This is a genomic window from Thiohalorhabdus sp. Cl-TMA, assembly GCF_041821045.1.
In the GTDB taxonomy this organism is placed as follows: Bacteria; Pseudomonadota; Gammaproteobacteria; order Thiohalorhabdales; family Thiohalorhabdaceae; genus Thiohalorhabdus; species Thiohalorhabdus methylotropha.
Genome location: NZ_JBGUAW010000002.1, coordinates 175,579 through 200,739 on the forward strand (window position 1 = coordinate 175,579; position 25,161 = coordinate 200,739).

A 25,161-nucleotide genomic window follows, 5' to 3' on the forward strand; every position below is an offset into this window, starting at 1 on the left:
TCCGCCCCCGGTTATGCCGGGGGCCGGGAAACGATGTATCATAGCCCCTTTCGCGCGGGATGAGCAAAGCCAGCCCCGGAGGGGGCCGCAGGAGAACCGTTTTTGAGCGAGGAAAAGATCGCCATGTCCTCCGCCGAGCGCCGGGCCTCCCTGTCGCTGGCAGGGATATTCGGCCTCCGCATGCTCGGATTGTTCCTCATACTCCCCGTCCTCAGCCTCTACGCCCACGACCTGGCCGGCTCCACGCCCTTGCTGGTGGGCATGGCCATCGGCGCCTACGGGCTGACCCAGGCCCTGCTGCAGATCCCCTTCGGCGCCGCCTCGGACCGCCTGGGCCGCAAGCCGGTGATCGCCTTCGGCCTGGTGCTGTTCGCCGTGGGCTCGGCGGTGGCCGCGGCGGCGGATTCCATATACCTGCTCCTGCTGGGGCGGATCCTCCAGGGCGCCGGGGCCATCGGCGCGGCGGTGATCGCCCTGGTGGCCGATCTGACCCGGGAGGAGACCCGTACCCGGGCCATGGCCCTCATCGGCATGACCATCGGCGTTTCCTTCGCCGTCTCCCTGGTGCTGGGCCCCACCCTGGCGCACTGGATCGGCGTGCCGGGCATCTTCTGGCTCACCGCCGTGCTCTCCGTGGGCGCCATCGGCGTGGTGTTCCTGGTGGTGCCCGAGCCGGAGCATTCCGGCCGCCATCGCGATGCCGAGCTGAGCCGCGAGATGCTGGGGGGCATCCTGCGCGATCCCACGCTGCTGCGCCTGGATTTCGGCATCTTCGCCCTGCACCTGGTGCTCACCGCCCTGTTCGTGGTGGTTCCGCCGCTGTTGGTGGAGGAGCTGGGCCTGACTACGTCGCGCCAGTGGCTCCTGTACCTGCCGGTGGTACTCGTCTCCTTCGTGCTCATGTTCCCCCTGGTCTTCCTGGCGGAGGCCCGGCGCTTCATGCAGCCCGTGTTCGTGGGGGCCATCGTTACCCTCGCGGCGGCGCTGCTGCTGCTCGTCTGGCTCCCGGTCGGAATCTGGACCGTGGGGCTGGCCCTGGTGGCCTTCTTCACCGGATTCAACGTGCTGGAGGCGAGCCTGCCGTCGCTGATCTCCAAGGCGGCTCCGGCCGCGGCCAAGGGGACCGCCGTGGGCGTCTACAACGTGGCGGAGTTCTTCGGCGCCTTCCTGGGCGGTACCCTGGGTGGCTGGGCTTCCGGCGTGTACGGACCGGAGGGCGTTTTCCTGATCGGCGCCGTCATGGCCCTGGTGTGGCTGGGGGTGGCCCTCTCCGGCCCGGTCCCCCATCATGTTTCCACCCGCATGATGGCCGTGGGCGCCCTCGACCAGGGCGAGGCGCAGGCCCTGGAGCGCGCCCTGCGGAAGGTGGAGGGCGTGGTGGAGGCCCGGGTGTTCGCCGACGAGGGGACCGCCTACTGCAAGGTGGACCGGCAGCGACTCGACGAGGCCTCCCTGAGCGAGGCCATGGACTGGGCCCGCGCGGAAGCGGAGGCGGCCGGCTGACGGCCCGCAGGAACGAAAAGCACACAAAAGAAGGGAAACATCATGGCCAGCGGCGGCGTGAACAAGGTCATCCTGGTGGGCAATCTGGGCCGGGACCCCGAGATCCGCTACACCACCAACGGAAATGCGGTGGCCAATGTCAATCTGGCCACCACCCGGCGCTATCGGGGCCGGGAGGGGCAGCAGCAGGAAGAGACCGAATGGCACCGGGTGGTGATGTTCTCCCGCCTGGCCGAGATCGCCGGGGAGTACCTGCGCAAGGGCTCGCAGGTCTATATCGAGGGTCGCCTGCAGACCCGCAAGTGGCAGGACAATAACGGCAATGACCGCTACACCACCGAGGTGGTGGCCAACGAGATGCAGATGCTCGGCGGGGGCGGCTCCGGAGGCGGGCGAGGCGGCGGAGGCGGATGGGACCAGTCCGCGCCCTCCGATTTCGACCAGACTCCGCCCCAGGGCGGAGGCGGCAGCCCTGGCGGCGGAGGCGGCGGCCAGCCCGACTTCGACCAGGACTTCGAGGACGATATTCCGTTCTAGAAAACACCCCTGCTTTAAATGGAAACTATCTCTCCGAGGCCCGCTATGAGCGGGCCTTTTTTTTCCGCGCAGGTAGCACGGATCGAAATCGCCGAGAAGCCTGAACGAGCCCCTCCGCCACAAAGGAGGGGCTCGTGGGGTCCAGGGCGATTCCCCTATTGCAGCTGGGTCACGCGCAGATAGGGCCGGAGCTCATCCCATCCCTGCGGGAACATCTTTTCCGCTTCTTCATCGCTGATGCTCGGCGGGATGATGACCTTCCCGCCCTTCTGCCAGTCCGCCGGGGTGGCGATCTTGTTGGCGTCGCCGATCTGCAGGGCGTCGATGGCGCGCAGGATCTCGTCGAAGTTGCGGCCCACCGCCATGGGGTAGGTCATCATCAGGCGGATCTTCTTGTTGGGGTCGATGATGAACACCGAGCGCACGGCGGCGGTGCTGCTTTCCTCCGGATGGATCATCTCGTACATCTTGGCGATCCGGAGGTCCGCGTCGGCCACGATGGGGAAATCGACGCTGGTGCTCTGGGTGTCATTGACGTCCTCGATCCACTTGACGTGCTCCTCCGCGGTATCCGTGGACAGGCCCAGCGGCTTGACATTCCGGGCCTCGAACTCCTTGGCCAGCTGGGAGGTGCGGCCTATTTCGGTAGTGCAGACCGGGGTGAAGTCCGCCGGGTGGCTGAAGAAGAAGCACCAGGAATCGCCGATCCAATCGTGAAAGCGGATCTTGCCCTTGGTGGTGTCGATCTCGAAGTCGGGGGCGGTATCGCCGATGTGCAGTGCCATGGGTGCCTCCTTGGAACCGAATGGGTGGTCTGACGGCGCTTTTCGGGCCGGTATCCCCCGGTTTCCCGCCTCGGAGGCTAGTCGGGGACTAACTTCGGGGCAGGTGCCCGGGGCACCGGAAAGGGCCAATACTCTTATTCCCATAACATGCATCTTGCGCCGGGGTAACTGCGTGAAACAGGAAAGTGCCCTTACGGGCTTCCGCCCCCCGCCGGCCCCGGAGAGTGGCCGATTCCGGCGAGGTACGGCCTTTCGTCAATATCCGCGAGGCGGAGGCGCGCCACATCGAGGCGGTTCGCACCCTGTTTCGCCGCTACGGGTACCCCTCCCGGAAGATCCCTGGCCGGGCAGGGGGTGCCCCGGTACGCCAGCCTAAAGGAAGCCTGCGCCGGAAGGTCCTCGGCTAAGCGGCGGGCCTCAAGCGGCTTCTTCCACCGCGGCTGCTCAGGCGGGGACGGCGGTGATCAGCACACCACAGGCCGGGGTGCTTCCCCCGGAACCGGTTATGAACAGGCGGGTTGTGGGCATCAGACCGCGTATGGAGACGAACGCCGTGGCCCCGCGTTGAAGCCGGGGTTGAATAAGTTGAAATTCTTGTTTCTGATCGCCTGAGGGGGGTAATGATGCAAGTGACTATTGCGGTGGGGCACTTTCGGTCTGCTGGATTTCTTGGGGGTCTGTCAGATGGGGAGCTTGGCGTTATGCAATAAAGCTCCAAGTCATCCATCCCGTCGCGCGTATTACCGAAAGGGCATGGAGGAGGCATTTTACTTCCCGAAGCTGCGCCTTAAGGCAAAAGGAATAGGGAACGCCCCATTTCGGGCATGGACTAAGAAAGCATGTAAACAGACAATGGTCCCTATTCCCGAGGCCCATATGCCCAATAGCTGCAGGTGCTGACATGACCCAGTCGTCGTCCGAAACGACGGATGATTCTCCCGCCGGCTCTTTCCCCGTCGTAGGCATTGGCGGCTCGGCAGGCTCCCTGAGGCCCTTGCAGGAGCTGCTCGGCACCCTGCCCGAGGAGACCGGCGCGGCCTTCGTGGTTGTTACCCACCATCCCGCGGGTCACCGGAGCATGCTTCCCCAGCTCCTTGAGCAGAACTGCGCTCTACCGGTGATCGAGGCCGAGGATGCGGCCCCTCTGGAGCCCGATCACGTTTATGTGGCCCTGCCCGATGCGGGCACATGGAAGCTGAAAGGCGACCGGCTGGTTCGCGGGGAGCGGAATGGTCAGGAATCGACCGCCTTGGAAGTGGCCGACCACCGGAAGAGCTTGCCGCATTCGGTGGACACGTTCTTTCGGTCCCTGGCCGCGGAGCGTGAGCATCTGGCCGCCGCCATCGTGCTCTCCGGAACCGGCTCGGATGGCACGCTGGGGGTGAAGGCCGTAAAGGCCGAGGGCGGGATGGTGATGGTCCAGGATCCCGAATCCGCGGAATTCAGCGGCATGCCGAGCAGCGCCATCGCAACCAACTTGGTGGATTATGTACTGCACCCGGAGGGGATGGTGGCCACGCTCCTCCCTTACATGCAGGCGCTGGAATGGCACCGTGCTCCTTCCGCCAGCGAGCCTCCCGAAATTCCCGAGAGCACGCTGGACAAGATCCTGGGTCTGGTGCGCCAGCGTACCGGGAATGATTTTTCCGGTTATAAGCGCAGCACCCTCCTCCGGCGCCTTGAACGGCGCATGCACGTGCAGCGGATCAAAGACCCGGGGGAATACGCGGACTTCCTTCGCCGGAACCCCGCCGAAACGGACCTCCTGTTCCGGGAGGTCATTATCAGCGTGACCAATTTCTTTCGGGATCCCGAAGCCTGGCAAATCCTTTCCGAGGAGCCTCTCCTGGAGCAGCTCCGCACGGCGGCCTCCGAGGAGCGCGAGTTCCGGGCCTGGGTGATCGGATGCGCCACCGGGGAGGAGGCCTATACCCTCTCCATGCTCATCGTGGAATGCCTGGAGCGGCTGGAAAAAGCGCCGCCCGTGCAGGTCTTCGCTACCGACGTGGACTCCAGGGCCATCGAAACCGCGCGCGCGGGGCGCTATGCGGCCGGCATCGCCGAGGATATCTCGGAGGAGCGCCTGGCCCGCTATTTCGTCGCCGAGCAGGAGGCCTACCGGGTCAATAAGGACCTTCGCGACATGGTGGTGTTCGCCGAGCACAACGCCTTGCGCGACCCGCCGTTCACGCGTCTGGACCTGATCACCTGCCGCAACCTGCTGATCTACCTGGAGCGGGATCTGCAAAAACAGCTCCTGCCCCTGTTCCGTTACGCCATGCGCCCCGGGGGGCTGCTGTTTCTGGGGCCCTCGGAGTCGGTGGATGATTTGAGCGAAGCCTTCTCCGTGTATCACAAGCGCTGGCGGATCTATCGAGCTGAGCAGGACGGGTCGCGCAATCAGCTTCCGGAGCTGCCCGGCAAGCGGATGGAGCACCCCGGAATCCGCCACCGCGAGCCGGCGGAAGCGCGGAGTGGAGAGGAGCGGGCCGGTGATTTGACGCGAGGCATGGAACAGCTCCTGGCGAGCCAGTTCGGTCCCCCGAGCGTGCTGGTGAACGACAAGGGCGAGGCGCTGTTCTTCCATGGCCGCACGGGCCAGTTCCTGGAGCCGGCCCAGGGGCCGGCGCGGAACCAGATCCTGGAAATGGCCCGCCCCGGGCTGCGGGCCGCCTTGAGCAAGGCGCTCCGTGAGGTCGGCGGCGCCGGCCAGGAAGAGCTGCAGCAAGCCGTCCACCTCCAGGCCGACGAAGGTTCCGAGGAAGTCGTGCTGGAGGTTCGGGTCATCCGTGCGCCCCGCGCCCTGCGGGGGCTTCGCCTGGTGACCTTTCGCAGCCGGGAAATGGCCGACACCGGAGAATCGGAGGGAACCTCCGAGGAGCTGGCGAAGCGCGAGCCCAAGGACCAGATCACCCAGCTGAAACGGGATCTGGAGGCCGTCAGGCAGGACCGGCAGATTACGGTTGAAGAGCTGCAGGCCTCCAACGAAGAGCTGCAATCCCTGAACGAAGAGCTCCAATCCATGAACGAGGAGCTGCAGAGCAGCAACGAGGAGCTGGAGGTATCCAAGGAGGAGGTGGAATCGCTCAACGAGGAGCTGCGCAGCGTCAACGCCGAGCTCGAGGCCCGCGTCCGGGATCTGTCCGAGGCCAACGACGACCTGAAGAACCTGCTGGATAGCACCGAGCTGGCCACCGTGTTCCTGGACGAGGAACTGCGCGTCAAGCGGTTCACGGAGGCGGCCCGGCAACTGATCCCGCTGCGCCCCTCCGACGCGGGGCGACCCATCCACGAGCTGACCACCGAGCTCCAGTACGACGGCTTGAGCAGGGACGCGGAAGAGGTCCTGGATACCCTGACGCCCCGGGAAATCGAGGTGCAGAGCACGCGCGGCCACTGGTTCCTGCTGAGTATCCGGCCCTACCGCACCACCCAGAACCAGATCAAAGGGCTGGTGTGCACCTTCCAGGACATCCAGTCCGTCAAGCGCGTGGAGGCGGAGGAGGCCTATTTCCGGGCCATCGTGCAGACCGTTCAGGAGCCCCTCCTGGTGCTGGATCCGGAATTGCGGGTGGTGTCCGCCAATGACGGCTTCTATCGGGTGTTCCAGCTCAAGCCCCAGCAGGTGGAAGGCCGGCAATTGTTCGAGATGGGATCGGGACAATGGGACCATCCGGAGCTGCGGGCCCTCCTGGAGGAGGTGCTGCCCGAGGCCGAGACTTTTCGGGGTTTCGAGCTGGAGGCCGACTTCGGAGAAGCGGGCCCGGAACGGGTTTGGCTTAATGGCAGGCAGCTTCAGCGGGAAACCGGAGAGCCGGAGCTGATCCTGCTCTCCATGGCGACGGAATAAGAACCGCCCTCCTAGGGCGGTAGGAGGCCGTAATGGCCGAAGAGGGATCTGCCCCGGACGCCGGCGGCAATAGCCTGCGGAACCGGGCGCGGCAGCGTTTGGGTGCCCAGGGAGTAGACGTATCCGAGCTGTCCTCGGAGGATATCCAGGCCGTGGTGGAGGAGCTCCATATCCACCAGGAGGAGCTGGCCATCCAGAATGAGGAGCTCCAGGAGGTGCAGGTCGAGCTGAGCGAGGCGCGCGATCGCTATTGGGACCTGTTCCAGCATGCGCCCGTCGGCTACCTGATCCTGGATGGCCAGGGGTGCATCCGGGAAGCCAATTTTCGGGCCACGGAGCTGCTGTCCATTACCCGGAGCTACGCGGAAGGACATCCCTTCTCGGAATTCCTCGCCGCCGGGGCACAGGATGCCTGGTACCTGCACCGACGCGCCCTTTCCCGGTATTCAAAAAGGCAGGTCGCGGAGCTGACCTTGGCTCCCGCCGATGGCCATTCCCGGGAGGTGCTGGTGGAAACGGTCCCGGAAGCGAATCTCGAGGGCGCCGAGCCCTGCTACCGCAGCGTGCTCATAGACATCACCAAGAGCAAGCAGGACGAGCGGGACCGTATCGAGGGAGAACGGCGCAAGGATGCGTTCCTGACCCTGCTCGGCCATGAGCTGCGCAACCCTCTCACACCGATCATCTCCACCAGCGGACACCTCCTGGAGCATTGGGACCAGCTCGATATGGGCTCCGAGCGCATGAAGGAGGCCGTGCAGATCATTCACCAGCAAGGCAGCCATCTAGCGCGGCTGGTGGAAGAGCTCATGGATCTCAGCCGCATCAAGCAGGGGCGCCTCACCCTGCGGGAGACGGAGGTGGATGCCCGGGAAATCGCCCGGCAGGCCGTCGATTCCATTCATCCCAGAACCGAGGAGGACCGGCAGGTCCTCTCCGTGGATCTGCCCGAGTCCCCCTTGCCCGTCTTCGCCGATCCCACCCGCCTGGAGCAGATCCTCAACAACCTCCTCGCCAACGCCAATAAATTCACCCCGACCGGGGGCACCATCTATCTGACCGGTTTCCGGGAAGGGGATCAGGTTGTCCTCGCTGTAAGTGATACGGGCAGGGGGCTTACGTCCCAGCAGCTCTCGGATATCTTTCAGGACGTCGGTCAGAAGCCCGTCCCGGATGCCGATTCGGGCGGCCTGGGGCTCGGCCTGCCCCTGGTCCGTCGCCTGGTGGAGCTGCATGGCGGCAAGGTCGGGGCCGAGAGCCCCGGCCAAGGGCAGGGGGCCAAGTTCATCGTTCGGCTGCCCGCTCATTGTCCCTAGCGATAGGACGACCTCGTAATCGTGCGGCCAAGCGGGCGGGGAAGGGCTAGTCCTGCTTCATTGCCTGGCTCCTCTGCTCGGCCACGGCCTCCCGGGCCTTCCGGGGCGCGGGGTGCCGCCAGGCGACCCGCTCCGCCCCGGCGGACTTGGACCCTTTCAGTAGCGTGTGCTCCTCCCAGTCCCGCACCGTGATTTTGTAGGCGAAGGTCTTTTCCCGCATCTTCGGCGAGCGCTCCGCGGCCTCGGTGAGGGCGTCCCGGAGCTGGCGCACGAACTGCGCACCGGCATAGCGGGCCTGCTTGTCCTTGGCGAACTTGGAAAGGCGCAGGGAAAGGACGAACGTGTCGTCCTTCCGCGTCATGTGGGCCTCTTCCACCCAGACGCTGGCCCGGGTGGTGGAAACCGCCTGCTTCTTCACCGCTTGGGAAAAGCCGGGGCCTTCGCCAGAGCCGCCGCATCCCGCCGCGAGCAGGGTGAGGATACTAAGGGGCAGCCAGCTGCGGCGCATAAGGTGTCTCCCTTCTGAATTCGTCCCCCGATTCCGAATGTAGGTCTTCACGGACGCCCAGGTAAACCCGGATCCGGCCCCCGAACCGGCGCGCCTTCGCTGTCCAGTGGGGCGGGTATGGGGCGAGACCCCGGTTTCGCGGGAGCGCTGCGGGGTTTCCTTAAGTGGCCGGACCACGGGATGCCGGGAGGGGTTTCAGGGGAACCGGGAATCTGCCTATGCTGGGCATGTCCGGTGTCGCTCCGACCGTCCCCGGCGCCGTCCGTGCGGGCCCGCGAAGGGAAATGCAAGATTCTCCGGAAAAGGCCGACATGGAAAAGAAGTCCGGCGTGATTGGCGTACGGATGCGCCGCATCATGCGCTGGGGCCTGGGTGGAGGCGCCGGGCTCCTGGTGCTGCTGGCCGGCTGGCTGTATGTCACGGTTCCCTCCATCGACCGGATCGTCTCCTACGACCCCAAGGTCCCCATGCGGATCTATACCGCCGATGGCCGCCTGATCGGCCAGTACGGGGAGCAGTATCGGCTCCCTCTCCCACTGAAGGACATTCCCAAGGGCATGCGGCGTGCTTTCCTCGCCGCCGAGGACGCGGACTTCTACAGCCACCCGGGCATCGACCTGGCGGGGATAACCCGTGCCCTGATCGCGGACATCCGCGCCGGGGCCTTCGTCCAGGGCGGCAGCACCATCACCCAGCAGGTGGCCCGCACCTTCCTGCTGAGCCGGGAGCGGACCATATCCCGCAAGCTGCGGGAGACCTTCCTCGCCTTCGAGATCGAGGTAGCCCTGACCAAGCGGGAGGTGCTTCACCGCTACCTGAATCAGGTCTACCTGGGCAGCGGGGCCTACGGGGTGCAGGCCGCGGCGCGGACGTTCTACGGCCGGCCCGTGACGGAGCTGACCCTCGCGGAGCGGGCCCTGCTGGCCGGCCTGCCCAAGGGGCCCGCGTACTACAATCCCATTCGCCATCCGGAGCGGGCCCGCGCCCGCCGGGACTACGTACTCCATCAGATGCTGGATGCCGGCTGGGTGGGCCCCGATGCGGTGCTGCGGGCGCTGGAGACCCCCGTCCACGCGGCTTATCATCCGCCGGTTGCCGAGCCCCGGCCTATGCTGGCCGCGGCGGTGCGCAAGCGGGTGATCGCCCGCTACGGCGAGGAGACCGCCGCCACCGGCGGACTCCAGGTGGTCACCACCATCGACGGGCGCCTGCAGCGGCTCGCGCAGGAGGCGGTCCAGGAGGGACTGCTCGCCTATACCAGGCGGCACGGCTTCCGGGGCCCGGTGGCCCACCTGGGACCGCCCGGTCCGGACGGCCTGAAGGAAGCGCGGAACCGGCTCCGGGCGCTGGAGGCACCGGGCCCGCTGCGTCCCGCCCTGGTGCTCGGCTTCGGGCAAGGGGGGCGCGAGGGGGTGCGGGCGCTGTTGGCCGACGGGCGGCGGGTGCTCGTGCCCTGGTCCACCATGGAGTGGGCCCGGCCTTTCCGCACCACCCGGAGTCGCGGGCCGGCACCCGCCGGTCCGCGCCAGGTGGTTCGTGCCGGGGACGTGGTACACCTCCGTCCAGCCGCTTCGGGGTGGGCGTTCAGCCAGGTGCCCGTGGTGGAGGGCGCCCTGGTGGCGGTGGATCCCGATTCCGGCGCCGCCCGGGCGGTGGTGGGCGGCTTCGAGCCGGGCGCCGGCTCCTTCAATCGTGCCCTTCAGGCCCGCCGCCAGCCCGGATCCGCCTTCAAGCCCCTGGTCTACGCGGCGGCCCTGGCCCGCGGCATGACCCCGGCCACGCTCATCAACGACGCGCCCCTGGTGTTCCGGGGGTCCGGAGAGGCCTCCTCCTGGCGGCCGGAGAACTATTCCCGGACCTTCCACGGCCCCACCCGGTTGCGGGAGGGGCTGGTACATTCCCGCAACCTGATGGCCCTGCGCGTCCTGCGGCGCACGGGCCTGGATTACGGGCGCCGCTTCACCGCCCGCTTCGGCCTGGAACGGGAGCGCCTGCCCGACGACCTGACCCTGGCCCTGGGAACCGCCGGCGTCACCCCCTGGGCCATGACCGGGGCATATACCGCCTTCGCCAACCAGGGCGTGCGGACCGAGCCCTACCTGATCGAGCGCATCCTTACCTGCGGGGGGCGGGTCCTACTCGACCGGCATCCGGAGCGCGTCGACACCGGCACCGTGCCGGGGAAGCACGCCCGGCGGGTGATGAGCCCCCAGGTGAGCTATCAGATGACGGCCATGCTGCAGGAGGTGGTGGAAAACGGCACCGGCTGGCGCGTGGACCGCGGCATGGACCGGCCGGTGGGTGGCAAGACCGGCACCACCAACCGGCAGGAGGACGCCTGGTTCATGGGCTACACGCCCCGCCTGGTAACCGGCGTCTGGGTGGGCTTCGACCGGCCGCGCTCCCTGGGCCGGAAGGAGACCGGATCGCGGGCCGCCAGCCCCGTCTGGACGCGATTCATGGCCCGGACCCTGCGGGGCCGGGCGTACACGCCCTTCGAGCGTCCCGATGGTCTCATCCGGGTCCAGATCGACAAGGAGACCGGCCTGTTGGCGGAATCCCCCGGACCGGGGACCCGTTTCGAATGGTTCCGTGCCGGCATGGCGCCGGCGCGGACCGCCACCACCCCCACGCTCGCGCAGGGCGAGGAACCGGAAGGCGGGCTCTCGACACCACCTTCCGCGAACGGGAGCGAGGGGTCCGGGGAGGCGCGCTCCCTGCTGAACGACCTGTTCTAGCCCGGGGGGCCGTTGCCGGTGCTTTCCTCGTCGTGGGCGAGGAGCTTGCGCCGCTGGCGCTTCCAGAACCGCTTCCACTCCAGCCGCACCGTATCCACCACGTGCCGCATCCAGCCGCCCCAGGCGACGCCGTGCTGCGCCACCAGGGGTCGGCGGGCCAGGGCATGGCCGTTCAGGTCCACATGCAGCCGGCCCAGGCGCTCCCCGTCCCGGATCGGCGCGCTCAGGGGGCGCTCGATCTCGGGCCGGAATCGGAGCGCGTCCCTCCGGTTCCGGGGGATGGTCAGAAACAGGTCGCGGCTGACGCCGGCGGCCACCTGGTCCGACTCGCCCTTCCAGACCCGCACCTCGCGGATCCGCTCGCCGGCCCCGTAGGGATGGATGGTTTCGTAGAAGCGGAAGCCGTAGTCGAGCGCCGCCATGGCGTCCTGGAACCGGGCCTCGCTGCTTCCCGCGCCCAGAAGCACGCTCAGAAAGCGCGTCCGGTCCCGCCGGGCGGAGGTGATCAGGTGGTAGCCGGCTTTCCGGCCGTATCCGGTCATCAGCCCGTCCGCGCCCTCGAAGAACGCCAGGAGCCGGTTGCGGTTGCGCTGGGTGATGCCGTTGTGCGTGATTTCCTGTTGGCGGAAGCGGCGGTAGTGGCTCGGGAATCGGCGGATAAGGGCGCGCGCCAGGGTGGCCATGTCCCGGGCGGTGGTGTACTGGTCGGCGTGGCGGATGCCGCTCGGATTGGCGAAGCGGGTGTGCTCCATGCCCAGGGCGTCGGCCTGGCGGTTCATCATGCGCACGAACCCGGAAACGCTCCCGGCCACATGCCGGGCAAGGGCCTGGGCGGCGTCGTTGCCGCCCGCCACGAGCAGCCCCTGGAGCAGCTTGTCCACGGAGACCGTCTCGCCGACGCCCAGGAACATCTGGGCGCCCGACATCCGCCATGTGTCCTCGCGGATCCGTACCTGGTCCGTTACCGCGATCCCGCCGCCGTCCAGGGCCCGGAAGGAGAGATAGGCGGTCATGAGCTTGGCCAGGCTCGCGGGGGCGTACCGCTTGTCGGGGTGCTCACTGGCCAGGACGCGGCCGGACCGGGTCGCCATCAGCAGCGAGGCATCGGCGTTCAGGTCGGGTGGCGCGGGGGTCGCCGAGGCGGTGGCCGCGAATGCGAGCAGCGCCGGGGCGAGCATCCAGGGGAAGCATCTTGCCGGGCAGCGCCTCCGTAGGGGCATCGTCCGTCCTCGCGGTCGGGTCAGCGGGTAATGGTTCGGACGCCACGATTGTAGGAGCCAGGCGGCTTCGGCGATACCGCCCGAGCGGCCGCCTCGATGTTCTTGCCCTCCGCCGGCTGGAGGCGAATACGGTCCACAGGGGACGGGTTGGTGTCCGTCAGCACGGGTTCGGGTGGGGCGGACTCCTCGCCGGGCTGAAGGTGCGTCTGGGTGCCGAGCGCTCTCACCACGAGCAACAGGACCGCATTGGCCATACACGCGGCGACACGGCCTTTCTCCTTTCCTCATTCGATTCCCGGCCTACAGAACGGATGGCCGCGTGCCGGGCCGGCGGGTTGGGTCTTCAGGGGAAACGGGTATACTTCGGGAACGGTCGGCGGGCCGCCTTCCCGGCGCGGCGGAGAAACGGCGGCAGTGAACCGGGGCCGTTCGGGCGGAAAGGGTTTGACGAGGGGCCCGCCTTCTGAGAAATTAATGGGAATGATTTTCATTTAATTTATGGCCCATGGCCGGCCCGGACCCTTCGGGCCTCGGCCGGGGCCGAGCTCGCCGCCTGAGGACCATGCGCGGAATTCTCATCGGTCTCGGATTCGTGGCCGGCCTGCTGGTGGCCGCCGCCGGGCAATACCTCCCGCCCGGCGGGAAGGCGGCCGGTGGTCCCGTCCCCGAAGGGCTGCGGGCCCGCTACGAGGGGCCCCAATCCCGGTGGCCCGCCCCGCGCGTCGATGGGGAGGCCCGGCTCCTGGCGGCCCTCCCCGAGCCGGAATACCCGGCATCCAATCCGTATAGCGCCCGCAAGGAGCGCCTCGGCAAGCAGCTGTTCTTCGATCCCCGCCTGTCCGCCTCCGGTCAGATCGCCTGCGCCTCCTGCCATGACCCCGAGCTCGGCTGGGCGGACGGGCGCCGCTATTCCTACGGCCACGACCGTCAGCGCGGCGAGGTGAGCGCCCCCAGCATCCTCAACGCGGGCTATCCGGAGCGCCTGTTCTGGGACGGGCGCGCCGCCTCCCTGGAGGAGCAGGCGGTGGCCAGCCTCACCAATCCGGTGGAGATGGCGGCGGACCCGGATAAGGTGGTGGCCCGCCTGTCCGGTATCGAGGGGTACCGGGCGCAGTTCCGCGCCGTCTTCGGTTCGGGACCCATCGGGATCGGCAAGACGGCCCGGGCCATCGCCACCTTCGTGCGCTCCCGGACCATGCGGCACACGCCCTTCGACCGCTTCATGCGCGGCGACCGGAAGGCCCTGGACGACCGCGAGCTATGGGGCCTGCACCTGTTCCGGACCAAGGCGCGGTGCATGAACTGCCACCACGGCGCCAATCTCACCGACGGCCGCTTCCATCACCTGGGGACCTCCTTCTACGGCGTGGGCAATTACCAGGGCCGGTACGCGGTGACCGGCCGGGAGTCCGACTACGGCGCCTTCCGGACGGCCCCCCTGCGCGGGGTGGCCCATACCGCGCCGTATATGCACAACGGACTGGTGCCGGAATTGCGGTCGGTGCTGAAGCTCTACAACGCGGGCTGGTGGCAGAACGCCCCGCCGGATCAGGCGGGCGAGCGGGCGCCTACGGCCCGGCTCTCGCCCCGGATCGAGCCGCTTGGCCTGACCGGGGCGGAGCTCGATGCCCTGGAGCGCTTCCTGCGGGCCCTCTCCGGCGGTCCACAGCGCATGGCGCCGCCGGAGCTGCCGGACTGAATGCCGAAGCGGGCGTACCGCTCAGGAAGCTTCCAGGGGGTGACCGGCGAGGCTCCAGGGCTTGCCCGTGAGGAGACGGACCAGCTCCGTCTGGCGGGAGGTCCCGGTCTTGCCCAGGATGCGCTTGAGGTGGGTGCGCAGGGTCTCGCGGGAGATATTCCATCCCTCGCTCAGGCTGTTCAGGTCGTGGCCTCGCGACAGGGCGCCCGCCAGGCGGGCTTCGGTGGGTGTCAGGCCGTAGAGGCCGATGAGGATCTCGTGGTTGAGGAGGCCGGCGTCGGCGAGGTTGCTGACGAAGATCGCCGCGTTGGCCGTGGGCCACGGGCCCCGGAAATACGGCAGGGTGGGCGGAATGGGGCAGGCCACCAGCAGGAGCTGCGGTTCCCCGGGGCCCGGAGTGAGCAGCAGGGTTTCCGGTATGGGGGCATCCCCGGACGCCGCCCGGCTGCGGACCAGGCCGAGCAGGCCCCGCAGCCGCTCCGCATCCGCCCCGCTGGTGGCCATCAGGCGGCCCTGCATATCGGCGAGGCCGCAGCGGTTGCGGAGCAGGGCGTCGGCTTTGCTGTTGGTGTGGAAGATCTGCTCCTGCTCGTCGAGCAGGATGACCCCCACCGCCAGCGATTCCAGGCCCTGCTCCGCGGCCGCGGTCTGCTGCCGGGCCAGATCCAGCAGGTGGCCCAGCCGGGCGGCGCGCTGGATGTGGGGCACGAAGCGGCGGATGAAATCGGCGTCACCCCGGGAGAAGGGGCCGGTGCGCCGATCCCGCTGGAGGCCGAACTTGATGGTGAATTCCTCGTTGCGCATGGCCAGGCCGCCGCAGACGTGGTAGCTGTCCTGCGGCTGCATGTAGTCGGCGAAGAACTCGGTCCGCTGCAGCTGCTTCAGGCTGAGGTATTGCTCGCCCGGGGCGATGAAGCCGGCGGGCTGGCCGCGCAGGGCCTCTATGAAGATGTCCCGGTTCACGTAGTACTGGCGGTGGGCCTCCTGGAGCTCCGGGTCCAGGTTGTAGTGCACGTTGGCGCGCACTGCCGGCAGGCGCTCGTCGATCACCCGGAACATGCCCGATTTGGCGTTCAGCGCCTCCGCCAGGCCGCGCAGGAAAATCCGCCACTGGCCGGGGTCCAGGGCCGATTCGTAGACGGCCTCGAGCAGGGTCGAGAACGTATCGATGCCGGGGACATTACCGCCCATGGGTGCCCTCCCGGGCCGCCTTCGCGGCGCTATGCGGGTGCCAGGTCGGCAAGGATCTCCATCCGGCGTCCGAAGGACGCGAAGTGGGCCGCGCCGGGCCATTCCGTCAGCTCTGCCTCCGGCAGATGGCGGGCCAGCCAGCGCCCCATGCCCACCGGGGCGTTGACGTCGCCGTCGCCGTGCCAGAGGCGGACCGGGCAGCGAATCTCCGCCACGTCGAAGTCCCAGGGCGCGATGAGCGCCGCGGCGTCCTCTAGCATGCCGTCGAGCCCCTGCCGCATGGCCTCCTCCAGGCTGCGACGGTAGGCGGCGGCCACCGCCGCGTCCTCGAAGATCGCCCGGTCCGCCTCCGGCGCCCCGCCGACGAGCAGATCGTAGGCGCCGCCCATGGCCGACACCGCCTCCCCCAGGGCGTGCGCGAAGGCCGGGAAGTCCGCCTCTGCCAGCTCCCAGAGCTGGCGATTGGCGTCCGCCATCCCCTCCAGGCCGGCCCGCTGGAAGGGCGCCCAGCTGCTCACCAGGGTCAGGCTCAGGACCCGGCGGGGAAACCGCTGCGCCAGGGCGAGGGCGTGGGGGCCGCCGCCGGAGAACCCCAGGACGTCGAAGGTCTCCAGGTCCAGCCGGTCGGCCAGGGCCTCCACGTCCGCGGCCTCCTCGCCGAGGGTTCGCCCGGCTCGGGGGTCGGTGCCGCCGTAGCCCGGCCGGTCGGGGACGATGAAGCGTAGCCCGGCATCCGCGGGCACCCCGTCGCCGGGGAACGGCTCCAGGCGCGAGCCGGGCATGCCGTGGCAATAGACCACCGGCCGGCCCCGGGGGTCGCCGTACTCCCTCCAGGCGACCCGGCGTCCGCCGGGCAGGTGGAGGGTCCGGTCACATAGCGTATCCGCCCGCATGGCGGTCCTCCTTCGCCGTTCGCTCCGCCGTCAGCCTCCAGGATGCCCCGGAAAGCAGGCGCACCAGCTCGGTCTGGCGGCGCACTCCGGTCTTGCTGAATACGGCTTTCAGCTGGGTACGCAGGGTATGGGGGGAAATGGACCACTCCCGGCTCAGCTCCTGCAGGTCCCGACCCCGGGCCAGGGACATGGCCAGCCGGGTCTCCGCGGGGGTCAGCCCGTACAGGGTGGCCAGGGACTCGGCACGCAGGACGCCGGTATCGTCCAGGTCGCCCACATAGAGCGCGACGCGGGCGGTGGGCCAGGCTTGCCGGTAGTACTCACGATGCTCGGGAACCGGGTAGGCCACGGCCAGCAGGCGTTCCGATCCCCCGGTATCGCCCTGGAGGAGCATGGTTTCCGCCGCAGGCGGGCCGTTCCCGGAGGCTGCCGCCCGGGCGCGGGCCAGGAGCGCGGAGAGGGCGTCGCATTGTTCGGCGTCCCGGGCTCCCAGGTGCCCGCCGGATCGCATGCGCAGTCCGCGGCCGTGGCGCAGCAGGCGGTCGCCGCTCGGGTTGGCGTGCACCACCCGGGTCTCATCGTCCAGCAGGAAGGTGGCGATGGACAGCTTGTCCAGCGCCCGCTCCGCGGATTCGGCGCGCAGCGTCTGCAGGTCGAGCATGCGCTGCAGGCCGATGGAGCGCTGGATGTGCGGGACCAGGAGCTGTACCGCCTCCAGGTGCTCGCGCTCGAAGGGCGTGCTGCCATGGTGCCGGTGGACGCCGAAGATGGTGCTGCGCGTTTCTTCCCGCTGCACGAAGCCGCCGACGATGAACTGGTTGTCCAGCGGGCGCATGTAGTGGTTGTAGAAGGAGGTGCTCTGCAGGCTCCGCCGGTCCAGGACCTGTTCGTCGGTGACCATCCGCCCGGGTGGCAGGCGGCGGAGCGCCGCCAGATAGGGGTCGAGCTGGACGAGATGGGCGCAGTACTCGTCCTGCAGGTTCGGATCGAGGTTGTGGTGGTAGCTCATCAGGACCCTGGGCGGTCCTTCGAGGTCAATGGTCCGGATCAGGGCGGACTTGGCGTCCAGGGCCGCGGCGATCGCGGCCAGAAAGCGCGTCCAGCTCTCGGGGTCGGTGGCCGCCCCATAGATCAGGTCGATGAGCCCGGCGAGCCGCTGGTTGTCCAGGGTGGTCATGTCGGCTGGTCCCCTCTGCCCGGCCATGTCCCGGTGCCCCCGGATCCCTGGCCGGGATCCGGGCCGGGCAGGCGCCCCCCCTGCACATGCCGCCGGATGGCTGTCGCCCGCTTTCGCCTACAATCTATGCATATTTTCCCGCCATGGAAAGCCCCCGGGAGTCCGCTGTCCGAAGGTATCCGGATGGCGGCTACTTGAGACGGATGCCCGCCCGGACGATCTCCTCGCGCTGGTCATACGCCTTCCAGCTCTCCATATAGCCGTTGTAGTACTGCACGTAGAACTGGGGGGCGAAGTCCACACCGAGCAGGGAGGGGAACATGTAGCCCACCTGGACGCCGCCCACGTGGTAATGGTCCTTGCGTCCCGGCCCGAAATCCTCCCGGCGCAGGAAGCCGCGCCACCGGAGCTGATCCCCCGGAAACAGGCCCACGTGGAAGGACATGGTGGTCTCGTAGACGCTGCGGTAGGAGCGGATATCGAGGTTGTTCTCCCCCAGTCCATAGTAGGTGAAGAACTTGTTCGACCAGTGGAAATTCACCCCGCCGGGATCCAGCTCCGTGACCAGCTCGAGGTAGCCCTCGTCGTAGGAGCGGCTGTCGGCGCCGTCCTCGCCGTTGGAGCTGTGCGAGAACAGCCCCAAGCGGACGAAATCGAGCCACCAGGTGGGCAGGTCGTGGCGGTAGAACAGCTCCGGCTCGAACTTGATGTCGTAGAAGGGGACCGACTCCTCGCGGAGCAGCCAGAAGGCGGTCTCGGTATAGGCGAAGAACAGCTCCGTGTACGGGTAGATCTCGAATTTGAAGGAGATCTGGGCCTTGGGGGTGGGCTCGCCGTAGACGGCGTAGATGGGCTTGTGCCGGCTCAGCGGGACGAGCACGTCCTCCCGCTGCTGGGCCGTGTCCTGGGCGAATGCGGCGCCGGGCATCAGCACCGTCAGGGCCGCCAGTCCGCCCAGGATCCTCCGTATCCGGTTCTTCGTGCGCATGGCTCCCCGCCGGGCCAGGATGAAAGGGATGGGCCGGGTCCTACCCGTCTGTCCGGGTTTTGCGGACAATCGGCGGGGGTAGCTTATCATCCCCCCGCCGCTTTCCAGGAAAGCCCGGACAGCCGTCCTTGCCCGTCCGGAAGCCGGCACTATCCCCGATTCGCATGAATCGCCTGTTAAACCGCCCCCGAAACCGGCGCGATCACGGATTTTGGCTGATCACCCATTTGGGGGATGAGCCGTGCGGTTCCCGCGCGTATCCTTCTTTTCCAGGACGTAAGGGGAAGCGGGTCGGAAGGTGTCCGGGAGCTCCGGGCAATGGGTACGGAGAGGAGCGGGAAATGCGAGCAGCGGCTTGGCTTGGCGTGGTCGGGGGCGTGCTGGTGGCGCTGTCCCCGCAGGGAGCGGAGGCGGCGGAGCGGTCCTATCTGGGCGTGGGCGCCTCCCGGATGGAGATGTCCAACGGCGACGAGTTCGACCGCAAGTACGTGATGGAGCCGACCCTGATCCGGTCGGTGAAGTTCTCCTGGGACAAAAAGGACGTGGCCGGTCTGTTCGGCGATATCGGCATCGACGAGGACAACCGGCTGCGCGACCTGACCCTGGGCCTGATCATCGGTGACCACCTGGTGCACGTGGAGCGTGGCCGGATCCGGGGGGACATCGAGTGTGAGGACGCCGATGACGCCTTCTGCAACCCGCGCCCGGACACCTTCGACAACCGCTATCTATCGGTCAACCTGATCGAGTATTCCGGGGGAATCGGCGGAGTGAGCTGGGGGTACGGGTTCCAGAAATACGCCATCCCGCGTGTGTTCGAGTACGGCGACGGCACCATATCCGGGCCCCAATTGCAGGACGACGCCATGCAGGTCTACAACCTCGGCATCGGCCTGTACTCCGACCCGGTGCGCAACTTCCTGGTGGACTCCGACGCCGGGAACGGCGCCAAGCACCAGTTCTACGGCGCCACGATCACCACGTATGGCCTGTCCGTGGCGCAGACGAGTGATGCCCCCGATCTGAAGGAATACGGCGTGGACGGCGAGACCTTCCTGGGCGCCGGAATGGCCGGGAAGCTCGAGGCGGGCTGGTTCTCCGGCTACCGGGGCGACCACTGGTCCGTGGCCTTGAACATCGGCTATCGGGTTCAGATGCACATGTTCTTCGACCCCATCACCAGCTGGAATGCGGGGGACCCCGACGAAGGCGAGATCCAGCTCGGGGTCGCCTACCTGCTCATGCACGGGCCCACGGCCCAGATCCAGGGGAGCTTCTGAGGGGCGGTGTCCCCCGTTTGGGGCTCCACGGAGGCCCGCCTCGCGCGGGCCTTTTTGCTGCCGAGGGATGGCCCGGAAACCACTACAGATCCGGCAGCCCGCGCAGGGTGAAGGGCGTGAAGCCGACCCGCTTCCGGCTCTCCACGCGGGTAACCTTGAAGCGCAGCCGGTACCCGGAGACCCGGAAGGCGTGCAGGATCCGGATCTCGGCGAATCGCTCCTCCCGGTCGGGGGGCTTGCCGATGTCGAAGAAGAGCACGCCCTGGTAGGTGGCGCCGGGAGCGATCACCCGCTCGCTGAAGTGGATTTCGCCCAGATAGGTGTGGATCCGCTCCGCGGTCTTCCGCCGCTTTACACCGTATTCGGTCTCGATGACACCGGCGACGCGATCCACCGGCACGGGATCCACCACCCGGCCGTACTCGTGGAGCAGGAAATCGGCGGGCCGCACCCGGATGCCTCGCTCCCCGTGGTTGGACACGGTGATGTTCACGGGGAGGATCCCCGCCTCGGGCAGTGCGACGCCGAAATAGCGGCGGGCGCGGCGCCCCTGTCCGATGGTGTCCACGGCCACCGAGACGCCCTGGCGCGTCCGCGAGGTGGGATAGACGTCGGCGTCCCGCTTGGGGATGCGGACCACCTCGTAGGAATGGGACGCGCAGCCAGCCAGGGCCAGTAGTGTCGCCAGAGCGAGGGACGCTACGCGCAGCATGGTGCGCTCCCGCCGGTTGCCTGGACCGCCCGTCCGGGCATTCCCACAGCATTGATTTCCAGCGGAAGGGCCTCAATCCGGGTTTCCCGATCAGGATCCCGCGCCCGGTGGGAACAGGGCCCAGGCGAGGGCGGCGAGAATCAGCAGGAACGCGGCGCCGCTGGTGCCCCAGCCCCAGCGATCGGCGGCCGTGAGGCGCTGGCGGCTCGGCAGCCACAGATGGGTGTAGACAGCCACCCAGATCCGGTTGTAGGGCCGCCAGAGGGCGCCGAGCGGTTGCCACAGGCCCGTGGTCCGCTTCCCCAGCCAGCGGGTGCCGGCCTCCAGGCCGGCATAGAGGTCGCCGGCCGGAATCGGCGGGATCCCGGGCAGGCGAAAGCGCTTGGCGGCCCATGCCCAGGCGAGTCCGAGAAGGGCTGCCGCCACCACCGGCTGGAGCCCGTCCACGAGCTCCGCGGCGGAGAGGGTCTTGAGGTTCCAGTAGCTCAGGCGCGGCCAGAGCCAGGGCAGCAGCAGGGAGGCCGCCACCACCGCCCCCCACCAGGCCAGTGCTCGGGCGTCCAGCCCCCGGCCGGCCCCGCCGCCGCGGAGCACCACCAGGAAGCGCACCATGAGCAGGGTGGTGGCGGCCGCGCCCGCGGTCAGCAGGGTGGCGAAGTCCCAGGCCGCCAGGCCCGGGGTATGGGTCAGGGCCTCCTTGAGCCCCTTCTTGGCCGCCCCGCCGGAGGTGCCCGGCAGCCCCGCGATGGCCAGGGCGGGAAGGACCACGGCGGTCCAGAGGAGCACCCGCCCGAACCGGCCGCCCGCCCGTTCTCCGGTTACGGCGGTGGAGAGGAACAGGGCCCCCTTCGCCAGGCCGTGGTGGAAGGCGTAGGCGAGCACGGCCGGGAGCAGTCCGCTCCAGGCCGCCGGTGCCGCCATCCCGGCGCCCACCGCCGCCGCCAGCCAACCCATCTGGCTGATGCTGGAATAGGCCAGCACCGTCTTGGGGTCGCGCTGGGGGAGCCCCACCGCCACCGCCAGGAAGGCCCCGGCCAGGCCCAGCGCGATGAGCACCCGGCCGAGCTCCGGAAAGGCTGCCTCCCCAAGGGGCAGGAAGCGGATCCAGCCCAGCAGGCCCGCCTTGATCATGGTGCCGGACAGCACGGCGCTCGCCGGGGCCGGGGCGGCGGGATGGGCCAGGGGCAGCCAGAAATGCAGGGGGACCAGACCCGCCTTGGAGCCCAGCCCGGCGATCAGCAGGAGGGCGCCAGCCGTCGTCCCGCCGCCTCCCGCCATCAGTAGCAGGCCGGCGAGCACGAGCACCTCCCCGCCCGCGGTGGCCCCCAGGTAGACGTTGGCGGCATGGCGGGCGAAGGGGGTGCCGGAATGGACCACCAGTCCGTAGGCCGGCAGGCCCATGAGCGTGAAGAAGGCCAGGAAGCTCACCGGGTCCTGGGCCACGGTCAGTCCCAGATTGCCGGCCATGGCGGCGAGGAAGAAGCCCGGATAGGCCTTGCGGCCGGCGTCGGCGCCCAGGTAGCCGCGGCTGAACCCGGCCGCCGCCGTCCAGAGGATGGCCGCCAGGAGCAGGAATACGCGGCCCACCGGGTCCATGGCGAAGCGGGTGCCGGTCAGCATCCAGGGCCACTGGACGGCCGTTCCGTCGGCCACCAGCAGGCCGGCGGCCAGGGCCGGCAGTCCCCAGAGGGGCGCCCACCCCATTCCCGGCCCGCGCCCCCGCGGCAGGGCCAGCAGGAGCAGCCCCAGCAGCGGGGCCAGCCAGGCGCCGAGGAGCAGCGGTTCCCCCCAGGAAGCGGGCAGCGCCGTCAGCGGAGCCATGTGCCGAACTCCCGGGTGGTGATGAGGTTGGCCCACTGCAAGGCGCTGAAGGGCATCTTGGCCAGGAGGCCCAGGAGCAGCGACAGGGCCGCGGTGGCGAGCGGCGGCGCCAGAAGCATCCAGTGCGCCTCGAAGCGGCGGTGCGAGGCGGGCCATTCGCGCTCCGCCGGCCGGAACCAGCCCACGTAGAGCACCGGAAGGAAGTAGGCGGCATTGAGCAGGCTGCTCAGCGCCAGGACCGGGATCACCCAGCCCAGCCCGGTCTCCAGGCCGCCCAGCCCCAGGTACCACTTGGTGATGAAGCCCGCCGTGGGCGGCACGCCGATCATGCCCAGCGCCCCCACCGTGAAGGCGGCCATGGTCCCGGGCATGCGCTGGCCGATGCCGGCCATCTCGGAGACCCGGTGGACGCCCAGGGTCTCGGCGAAGGCCCCGGCGCAGAAGAACAGGGTGATCTTCATGACGCCCTGATGGACCAGGTGCACCAGGCCGCCCACGGTGGCGGTGGTGCCGCCCAGGGCCACGCCCAGGGTGATGTAGGCCACCTGGCTGATGGTGGAATAGGCCAGGCGGCGCTTGAGGTAATCCTGGAAAAGCGCCCGCAGAGAGCCGTAAACGATGGTGGCGGCGGCCATGTAGGCCAGGGGACGGCCCAGACCGAGCGCGGTGACCAGGTCGATTCCGTAGACCTCCTCCACTACCCGCACGATGCCGAAGGCGCCCGCCTTGACCACGGCCACGGCGTGCAGGAGGGCGCTCACCGGTGCCGGTGCCACCATGGCGATGGGTAGCCAGCCGTGCAGGGGCAGCAGGGCGGCCTTCACGCCCATGCCGCCCACCAGCAGGGCGAAGATGACGCTCAGGGTAGCCGGGCTGGCCGTGCCAGCATTCAGGACGCCGCCCCGGGTGAACTCCACTGGACCGATAAGGCTCTGCAGCCAGGCCAGGCCCACCAGCAGGGCGAGGCCGCCGGCCAGGGTGTAGCCGAGATAGGTCTGGCCCGCCTGGAGGGATTCCGCGGTGCCGCGATGCACCACCAGCGGGTAGGTGGCCAGGGTCAGCAGCTCGTAGAAGATGAAGAAGGTGAACAGGTTGCCGGCGAATGCGATTCCCAGGGTGGCGCTCACGCAGAGGCTGAAAAAGCTAAAGAAGCGGCTGCGGTGCGGGGCGCCCTCCAGGTAGCCGATGGCGTAGATGGTGGTCAGGAGCCACAGCACCGCCGAGAGTCCGGCCAGGAACAGGGCGAGGGGGTCGGCGCGCAGGAAGATCTCCATGCCGGCCACGAAGGGCACCCGCAGGGCGTAAGTGAATCCGCGGGCGGCCTCCTCGATGAGCACGGTCACCACCACCACTTGCAGGGTCGCCCCCGCCAGGTTCAGTGCCGTGCGCAGGCGGTGGCGCTCCTCGGCGAGGAAGGCGATGACCACCCCCGGGCCCAGTGCGGAGAGCACCGCCAGTGGCAGGAGCAGGGCGCCGGGCGTCAAGGCCGGCCCGCCCCGAGCCCCCGCATGAGGGGCTCCAGAACCGGCGCCAGGAAGCCCATGCCCAGGGCCCCCAGGGCGAGCAGCAGGGCGGAGATCTCCATGATCCGGGGCGGGACGCGCGCCAGGTCGGCGGGCTCGGTGCGGGCGTCGAAGACCTGCACCAGTACGCGGAAGACGTAGCCCACCGCCAGGAAGGTCCCCAGGGCGATCACCACCAGCCAGATCCAGGCCCCGGCCGCCGCCATGGAGCGCAGCAGGAGCCACTTGCCCACGAAGCCGCCCGTGGGCGGCAGGCCGATGAGGCTGATCCCGCACAGGGCGAAGGCCGCGGTGGAGATGGGCAGCCGGCGGAGGACCCCGCCGATGCGGTCGAGCTCGTCGCCGCCCCCCGTCCACAGGCAGGTTCCCGCCACCAGGAAGGCGCCGCCCTTGGCCAGGCCGTGAGACACGGCCAGGTAGAGGGCTCCGTCCCGACCCAAGCCCGCGGCGGCGCCGGGAAGGCTCATGAGCGGAAAGGCCAGGAACAGATACCCCAGCTGCGCCACCGTGGAGTAGGCCACCAGCAGCTTGAGCCTGGGCGCGGCGAGGGCCTGGAAGGAGCCCCAGACCACGGCCACGGCGCCCAGCCCGCCGAGCAGCGCGGTTCCAGGCGCCAGAGGCCAGCCCGAATAGGCCTCGAACCAGAGGCGCAGCAGCAGGAAGAAGCCCGCCTTGACCACCAGGGCCGACAGTACCGCGCTCACCGGGCCCGGGGCGCGGCTGTGCGCCGTGGGCAGCCAGAAATGCAGCGGGAACAGGGCGGTCTTCATCAGCAGGCCGGCCGTCATCACCGCAAGCGCAGCCGCTCCCGCGGGCCCCGGCTGCAGGGCCGCCGCCATGGCCGACAGGTCGAGGACCCCGTAGCGGCCGTACAGCAGGGCCACGCCCAGCAGGTAGGCCAGCGAGCCGGCGAGACTCACCAGCAGGTAGCGCAGAGCGGCACGCAGGGCGCCGGTGCTCCCGGCCACCGCCACCAGGGCCACCGCGGAGAGGCTGATCAGCTCCAGGCAGATGTAGGCGTTGAAGGCGTCCCCCGTGAGGAACAGGGCGTTCAGACCGGCCCAGAGCATCCACCACAGGGGCCAGAAGGCGCGCTCCCGGCGGTCGGCGTCGCCGCGTCCGCCGGATCCCGCCCAGTAGCCGCGGGCGTAGAGCGTCGTCAGGGTGGTGACGGCGGCGGTGAGCCCCAGCATCAGGAGGCCGAGGGCGTCCAGCTGCAGCGCGATGCCCGGCGGGCCCCAGGCGCCCACGGGGTAGCGCTCGGGTCCGGCGGTGAGCAGACGCTGGCCGGCGCCGACCAGCGCGATCACAATCCCGGCGGGCCCCGCCACCGCCAGAAAGCGGCGCAGCTCCGGAGCGACGAAGACCAGCAGGGAAACCGACAGCGGCACGGCCACCAGGGCAACCGCGAAGACCATGC

The 25,161-nt window shown here is 68.9% G+C and carries 18 protein-coding genes; 7 read left to right on the plus strand and 11 right to left on the minus strand.

All coding sequences use genetic code 11. The features are described from left to right. Nucleotides 1–102 precede the first annotated feature (102 nt). Nucleotides 103–1,503 (plus strand): MFS transporter, encoded by a 1,401-nt coding sequence (locus ACERLL_RS03095; protein WP_373654592.1) that lies wholly within the window; start codon nt 103–105, stop codon nt 1,501–1,503. Between the two features lie 42 nt (nt 1,504–1,545). Then, a complete protein-coding gene (gene ssb, locus ACERLL_RS03100) occupies nt 1,546–2,040 on the plus strand; it encodes a single-stranded DNA-binding protein (protein ID WP_373654593.1) in 495 nt (164 codons plus the stop codon). Between the two features lie 155 nt (nt 2,041–2,195). On the opposite strand, the gene ACERLL_RS03105 is transcribed toward ssb, so the two are convergent. Beyond that, on the minus strand, nt 2,196–2,825 hold the full coding sequence (locus tag ACERLL_RS03105; RefSeq protein ID WP_373654594.1) for a peroxiredoxin: 630 nt from the start codon (nt 2,823–2,825) through the stop codon (nt 2,196–2,198). Nucleotides 2,826–3,726: 901 nt separating this feature from the next. On the opposite strand from ACERLL_RS03105, the gene ACERLL_RS03110 reads away from it, so the two are divergent. Together ACERLL_RS03110 and ACERLL_RS03115 are read left to right on the plus strand one after the other, a co-directional pair. After that, nucleotides 3,727–6,675 (plus strand): CheR family methyltransferase, encoded by a 2,949-nt coding sequence (locus ACERLL_RS03110; RefSeq protein WP_373654595.1) that lies wholly within the window; start codon nt 3,727–3,729, stop codon nt 6,673–6,675. A 32-nt stretch (nt 6,676–6,707) separates the two neighbouring features. Continuing rightward, nucleotides 6,708–7,991, plus strand: a complete 1,284-nt coding sequence (locus ACERLL_RS03115; protein ID WP_373654596.1) for a PAS domain-containing sensor histidine kinase — start codon at nt 6,708–6,710, stop codon at nt 7,989–7,991. 46 nt (nt 7,992–8,037) lie between these two features. Here the strand turns inward: ACERLL_RS03115 and ACERLL_RS03120 are convergent, their stop codons facing one another. Then, nucleotides 8,038–8,499 carry a hypothetical protein gene (locus tag ACERLL_RS03120; protein ID WP_373654597.1) on the minus strand — a complete coding sequence of 154 codons (462 nt, stop codon included), beginning with the start codon at nt 8,497–8,499 and terminating at the stop codon, nt 8,038–8,040. A gap of 311 nt (nt 8,500–8,810) precedes the next feature. Between ACERLL_RS03120 and ACERLL_RS03125 the strand changes: the two genes are divergently transcribed. Further along, on the plus strand, nt 8,811–11,237 hold the full coding sequence (locus ACERLL_RS03125; protein WP_373654598.1) for a penicillin-binding protein 1A: 2,427 nt from the start codon (nt 8,811–8,813) through the stop codon (nt 11,235–11,237). Here ACERLL_RS03125 and ACERLL_RS03130 read toward each other — a convergent pair. Then, entirely contained in the window at nt 11,234–12,415 is a 1,182-nt protein-coding gene (locus ACERLL_RS03130; protein ID WP_373654599.1) for a D-alanyl-D-alanine carboxypeptidase family protein, read from the minus strand. The genes ACERLL_RS03125 and ACERLL_RS03130 overlap by 4 nt on opposite strands. Before the next feature lie 604 nt (nt 12,416–13,019). Here ACERLL_RS03130 and ACERLL_RS03135 point away from each other — a divergent pair. Beyond that, nucleotides 13,020–14,156, plus strand: a complete 1,137-nt coding sequence (locus tag ACERLL_RS03135) for a cytochrome-c peroxidase (RefSeq protein ID WP_373654600.1) — start codon at nt 13,020–13,022, stop codon at nt 14,154–14,156. A gap of 21 nt (nt 14,157–14,177) precedes the next feature. On the opposite strand, the gene ACERLL_RS03140 is transcribed toward ACERLL_RS03135, so the two are convergent. The 4 genes from ACERLL_RS03140 to ACERLL_RS03155 all read right to left on the minus strand — a co-directional run bounded on the left by ACERLL_RS03140 (nt 14,178) and on the right by ACERLL_RS03155 (nt 18,405). Then, entirely contained in the window at nt 14,178–15,347 is a 1,170-nt protein-coding gene (locus tag ACERLL_RS03140) for a helix-turn-helix transcriptional regulator (RefSeq protein ID WP_373654601.1), read from the minus strand. A gap of 29 nt (nt 15,348–15,376) precedes the next feature. After that, nucleotides 15,377–16,240 (minus strand): alpha/beta fold hydrolase, encoded by an 864-nt coding sequence (locus ACERLL_RS03145; protein ID WP_373654602.1) that lies wholly within the window; start codon nt 16,238–16,240, stop codon nt 15,377–15,379. Further along, nucleotides 16,218–17,417 (minus strand): helix-turn-helix transcriptional regulator, encoded by a 1,200-nt coding sequence (locus ACERLL_RS03150; RefSeq protein ID WP_373654603.1) that lies wholly within the window; start codon nt 17,415–17,417, stop codon nt 16,218–16,220. Before ACERLL_RS03150 ends, ACERLL_RS03145 begins: the two co-directional genes overlap by 23 nt. 190 nt (nt 17,418–17,607) lie before the next feature. Continuing rightward, nucleotides 17,608–18,405 (minus strand): phospholipase A, encoded by a 798-nt coding sequence (locus ACERLL_RS03155; protein ID WP_373654604.1) that lies wholly within the window; start codon nt 18,403–18,405, stop codon nt 17,608–17,610. A gap of 341 nt (nt 18,406–18,746) precedes the next feature. On the opposite strand from ACERLL_RS03155, the gene ACERLL_RS03160 reads away from it, so the two are divergent. After that, complete coding sequence (locus tag ACERLL_RS03160; RefSeq protein ID WP_373654605.1) at nt 18,747–19,685, plus strand: hypothetical protein; 939 nt, start codon at nt 18,747–18,749, stop codon at nt 19,683–19,685. 82 nt (nt 19,686–19,767) lie between these two features. On the opposite strand, the gene ACERLL_RS03165 is transcribed toward ACERLL_RS03160, so the two are convergent. The 4 genes from ACERLL_RS03165 to ACERLL_RS03180 all read right to left on the minus strand — a co-directional run bounded on the left by ACERLL_RS03165 (nt 19,768) and on the right by ACERLL_RS03180 (nt 25,159). Further along, nucleotides 19,768–20,397, minus strand: coding sequence for a hypothetical protein (locus tag ACERLL_RS03165; protein ID WP_373654606.1), 630 nt, complete (start codon nt 20,395–20,397; stop codon nt 19,768–19,770). 90 nt (nt 20,398–20,487) lie between these two features. Beyond that, nucleotides 20,488–22,218 carry a proton-conducting transporter transmembrane domain-containing protein gene (locus ACERLL_RS03170; protein WP_373654607.1) on the minus strand — a complete coding sequence of 577 codons (1,731 nt, stop codon included), beginning with the start codon at nt 22,216–22,218 and terminating at the stop codon, nt 20,488–20,490. Next, nucleotides 22,206–23,702 carry a complex I subunit 5 family protein gene (locus tag ACERLL_RS03175; protein ID WP_373654608.1) on the minus strand — a complete coding sequence of 499 codons (1,497 nt, stop codon included), beginning with the start codon at nt 23,700–23,702 and terminating at the stop codon, nt 22,206–22,208. Before ACERLL_RS03175 ends, ACERLL_RS03170 begins: the two co-directional genes overlap by 13 nt. After that, a complete protein-coding gene (locus tag ACERLL_RS03180; RefSeq protein WP_373654609.1) occupies nt 23,699–25,159 on the minus strand; it encodes a complex I subunit 5 family protein in 1,461 nt (486 codons plus the stop codon). Before ACERLL_RS03180 ends, ACERLL_RS03175 begins: the two co-directional genes overlap by 4 nt. Nucleotides 25,160–25,161 lie beyond the last annotated feature (2 nt).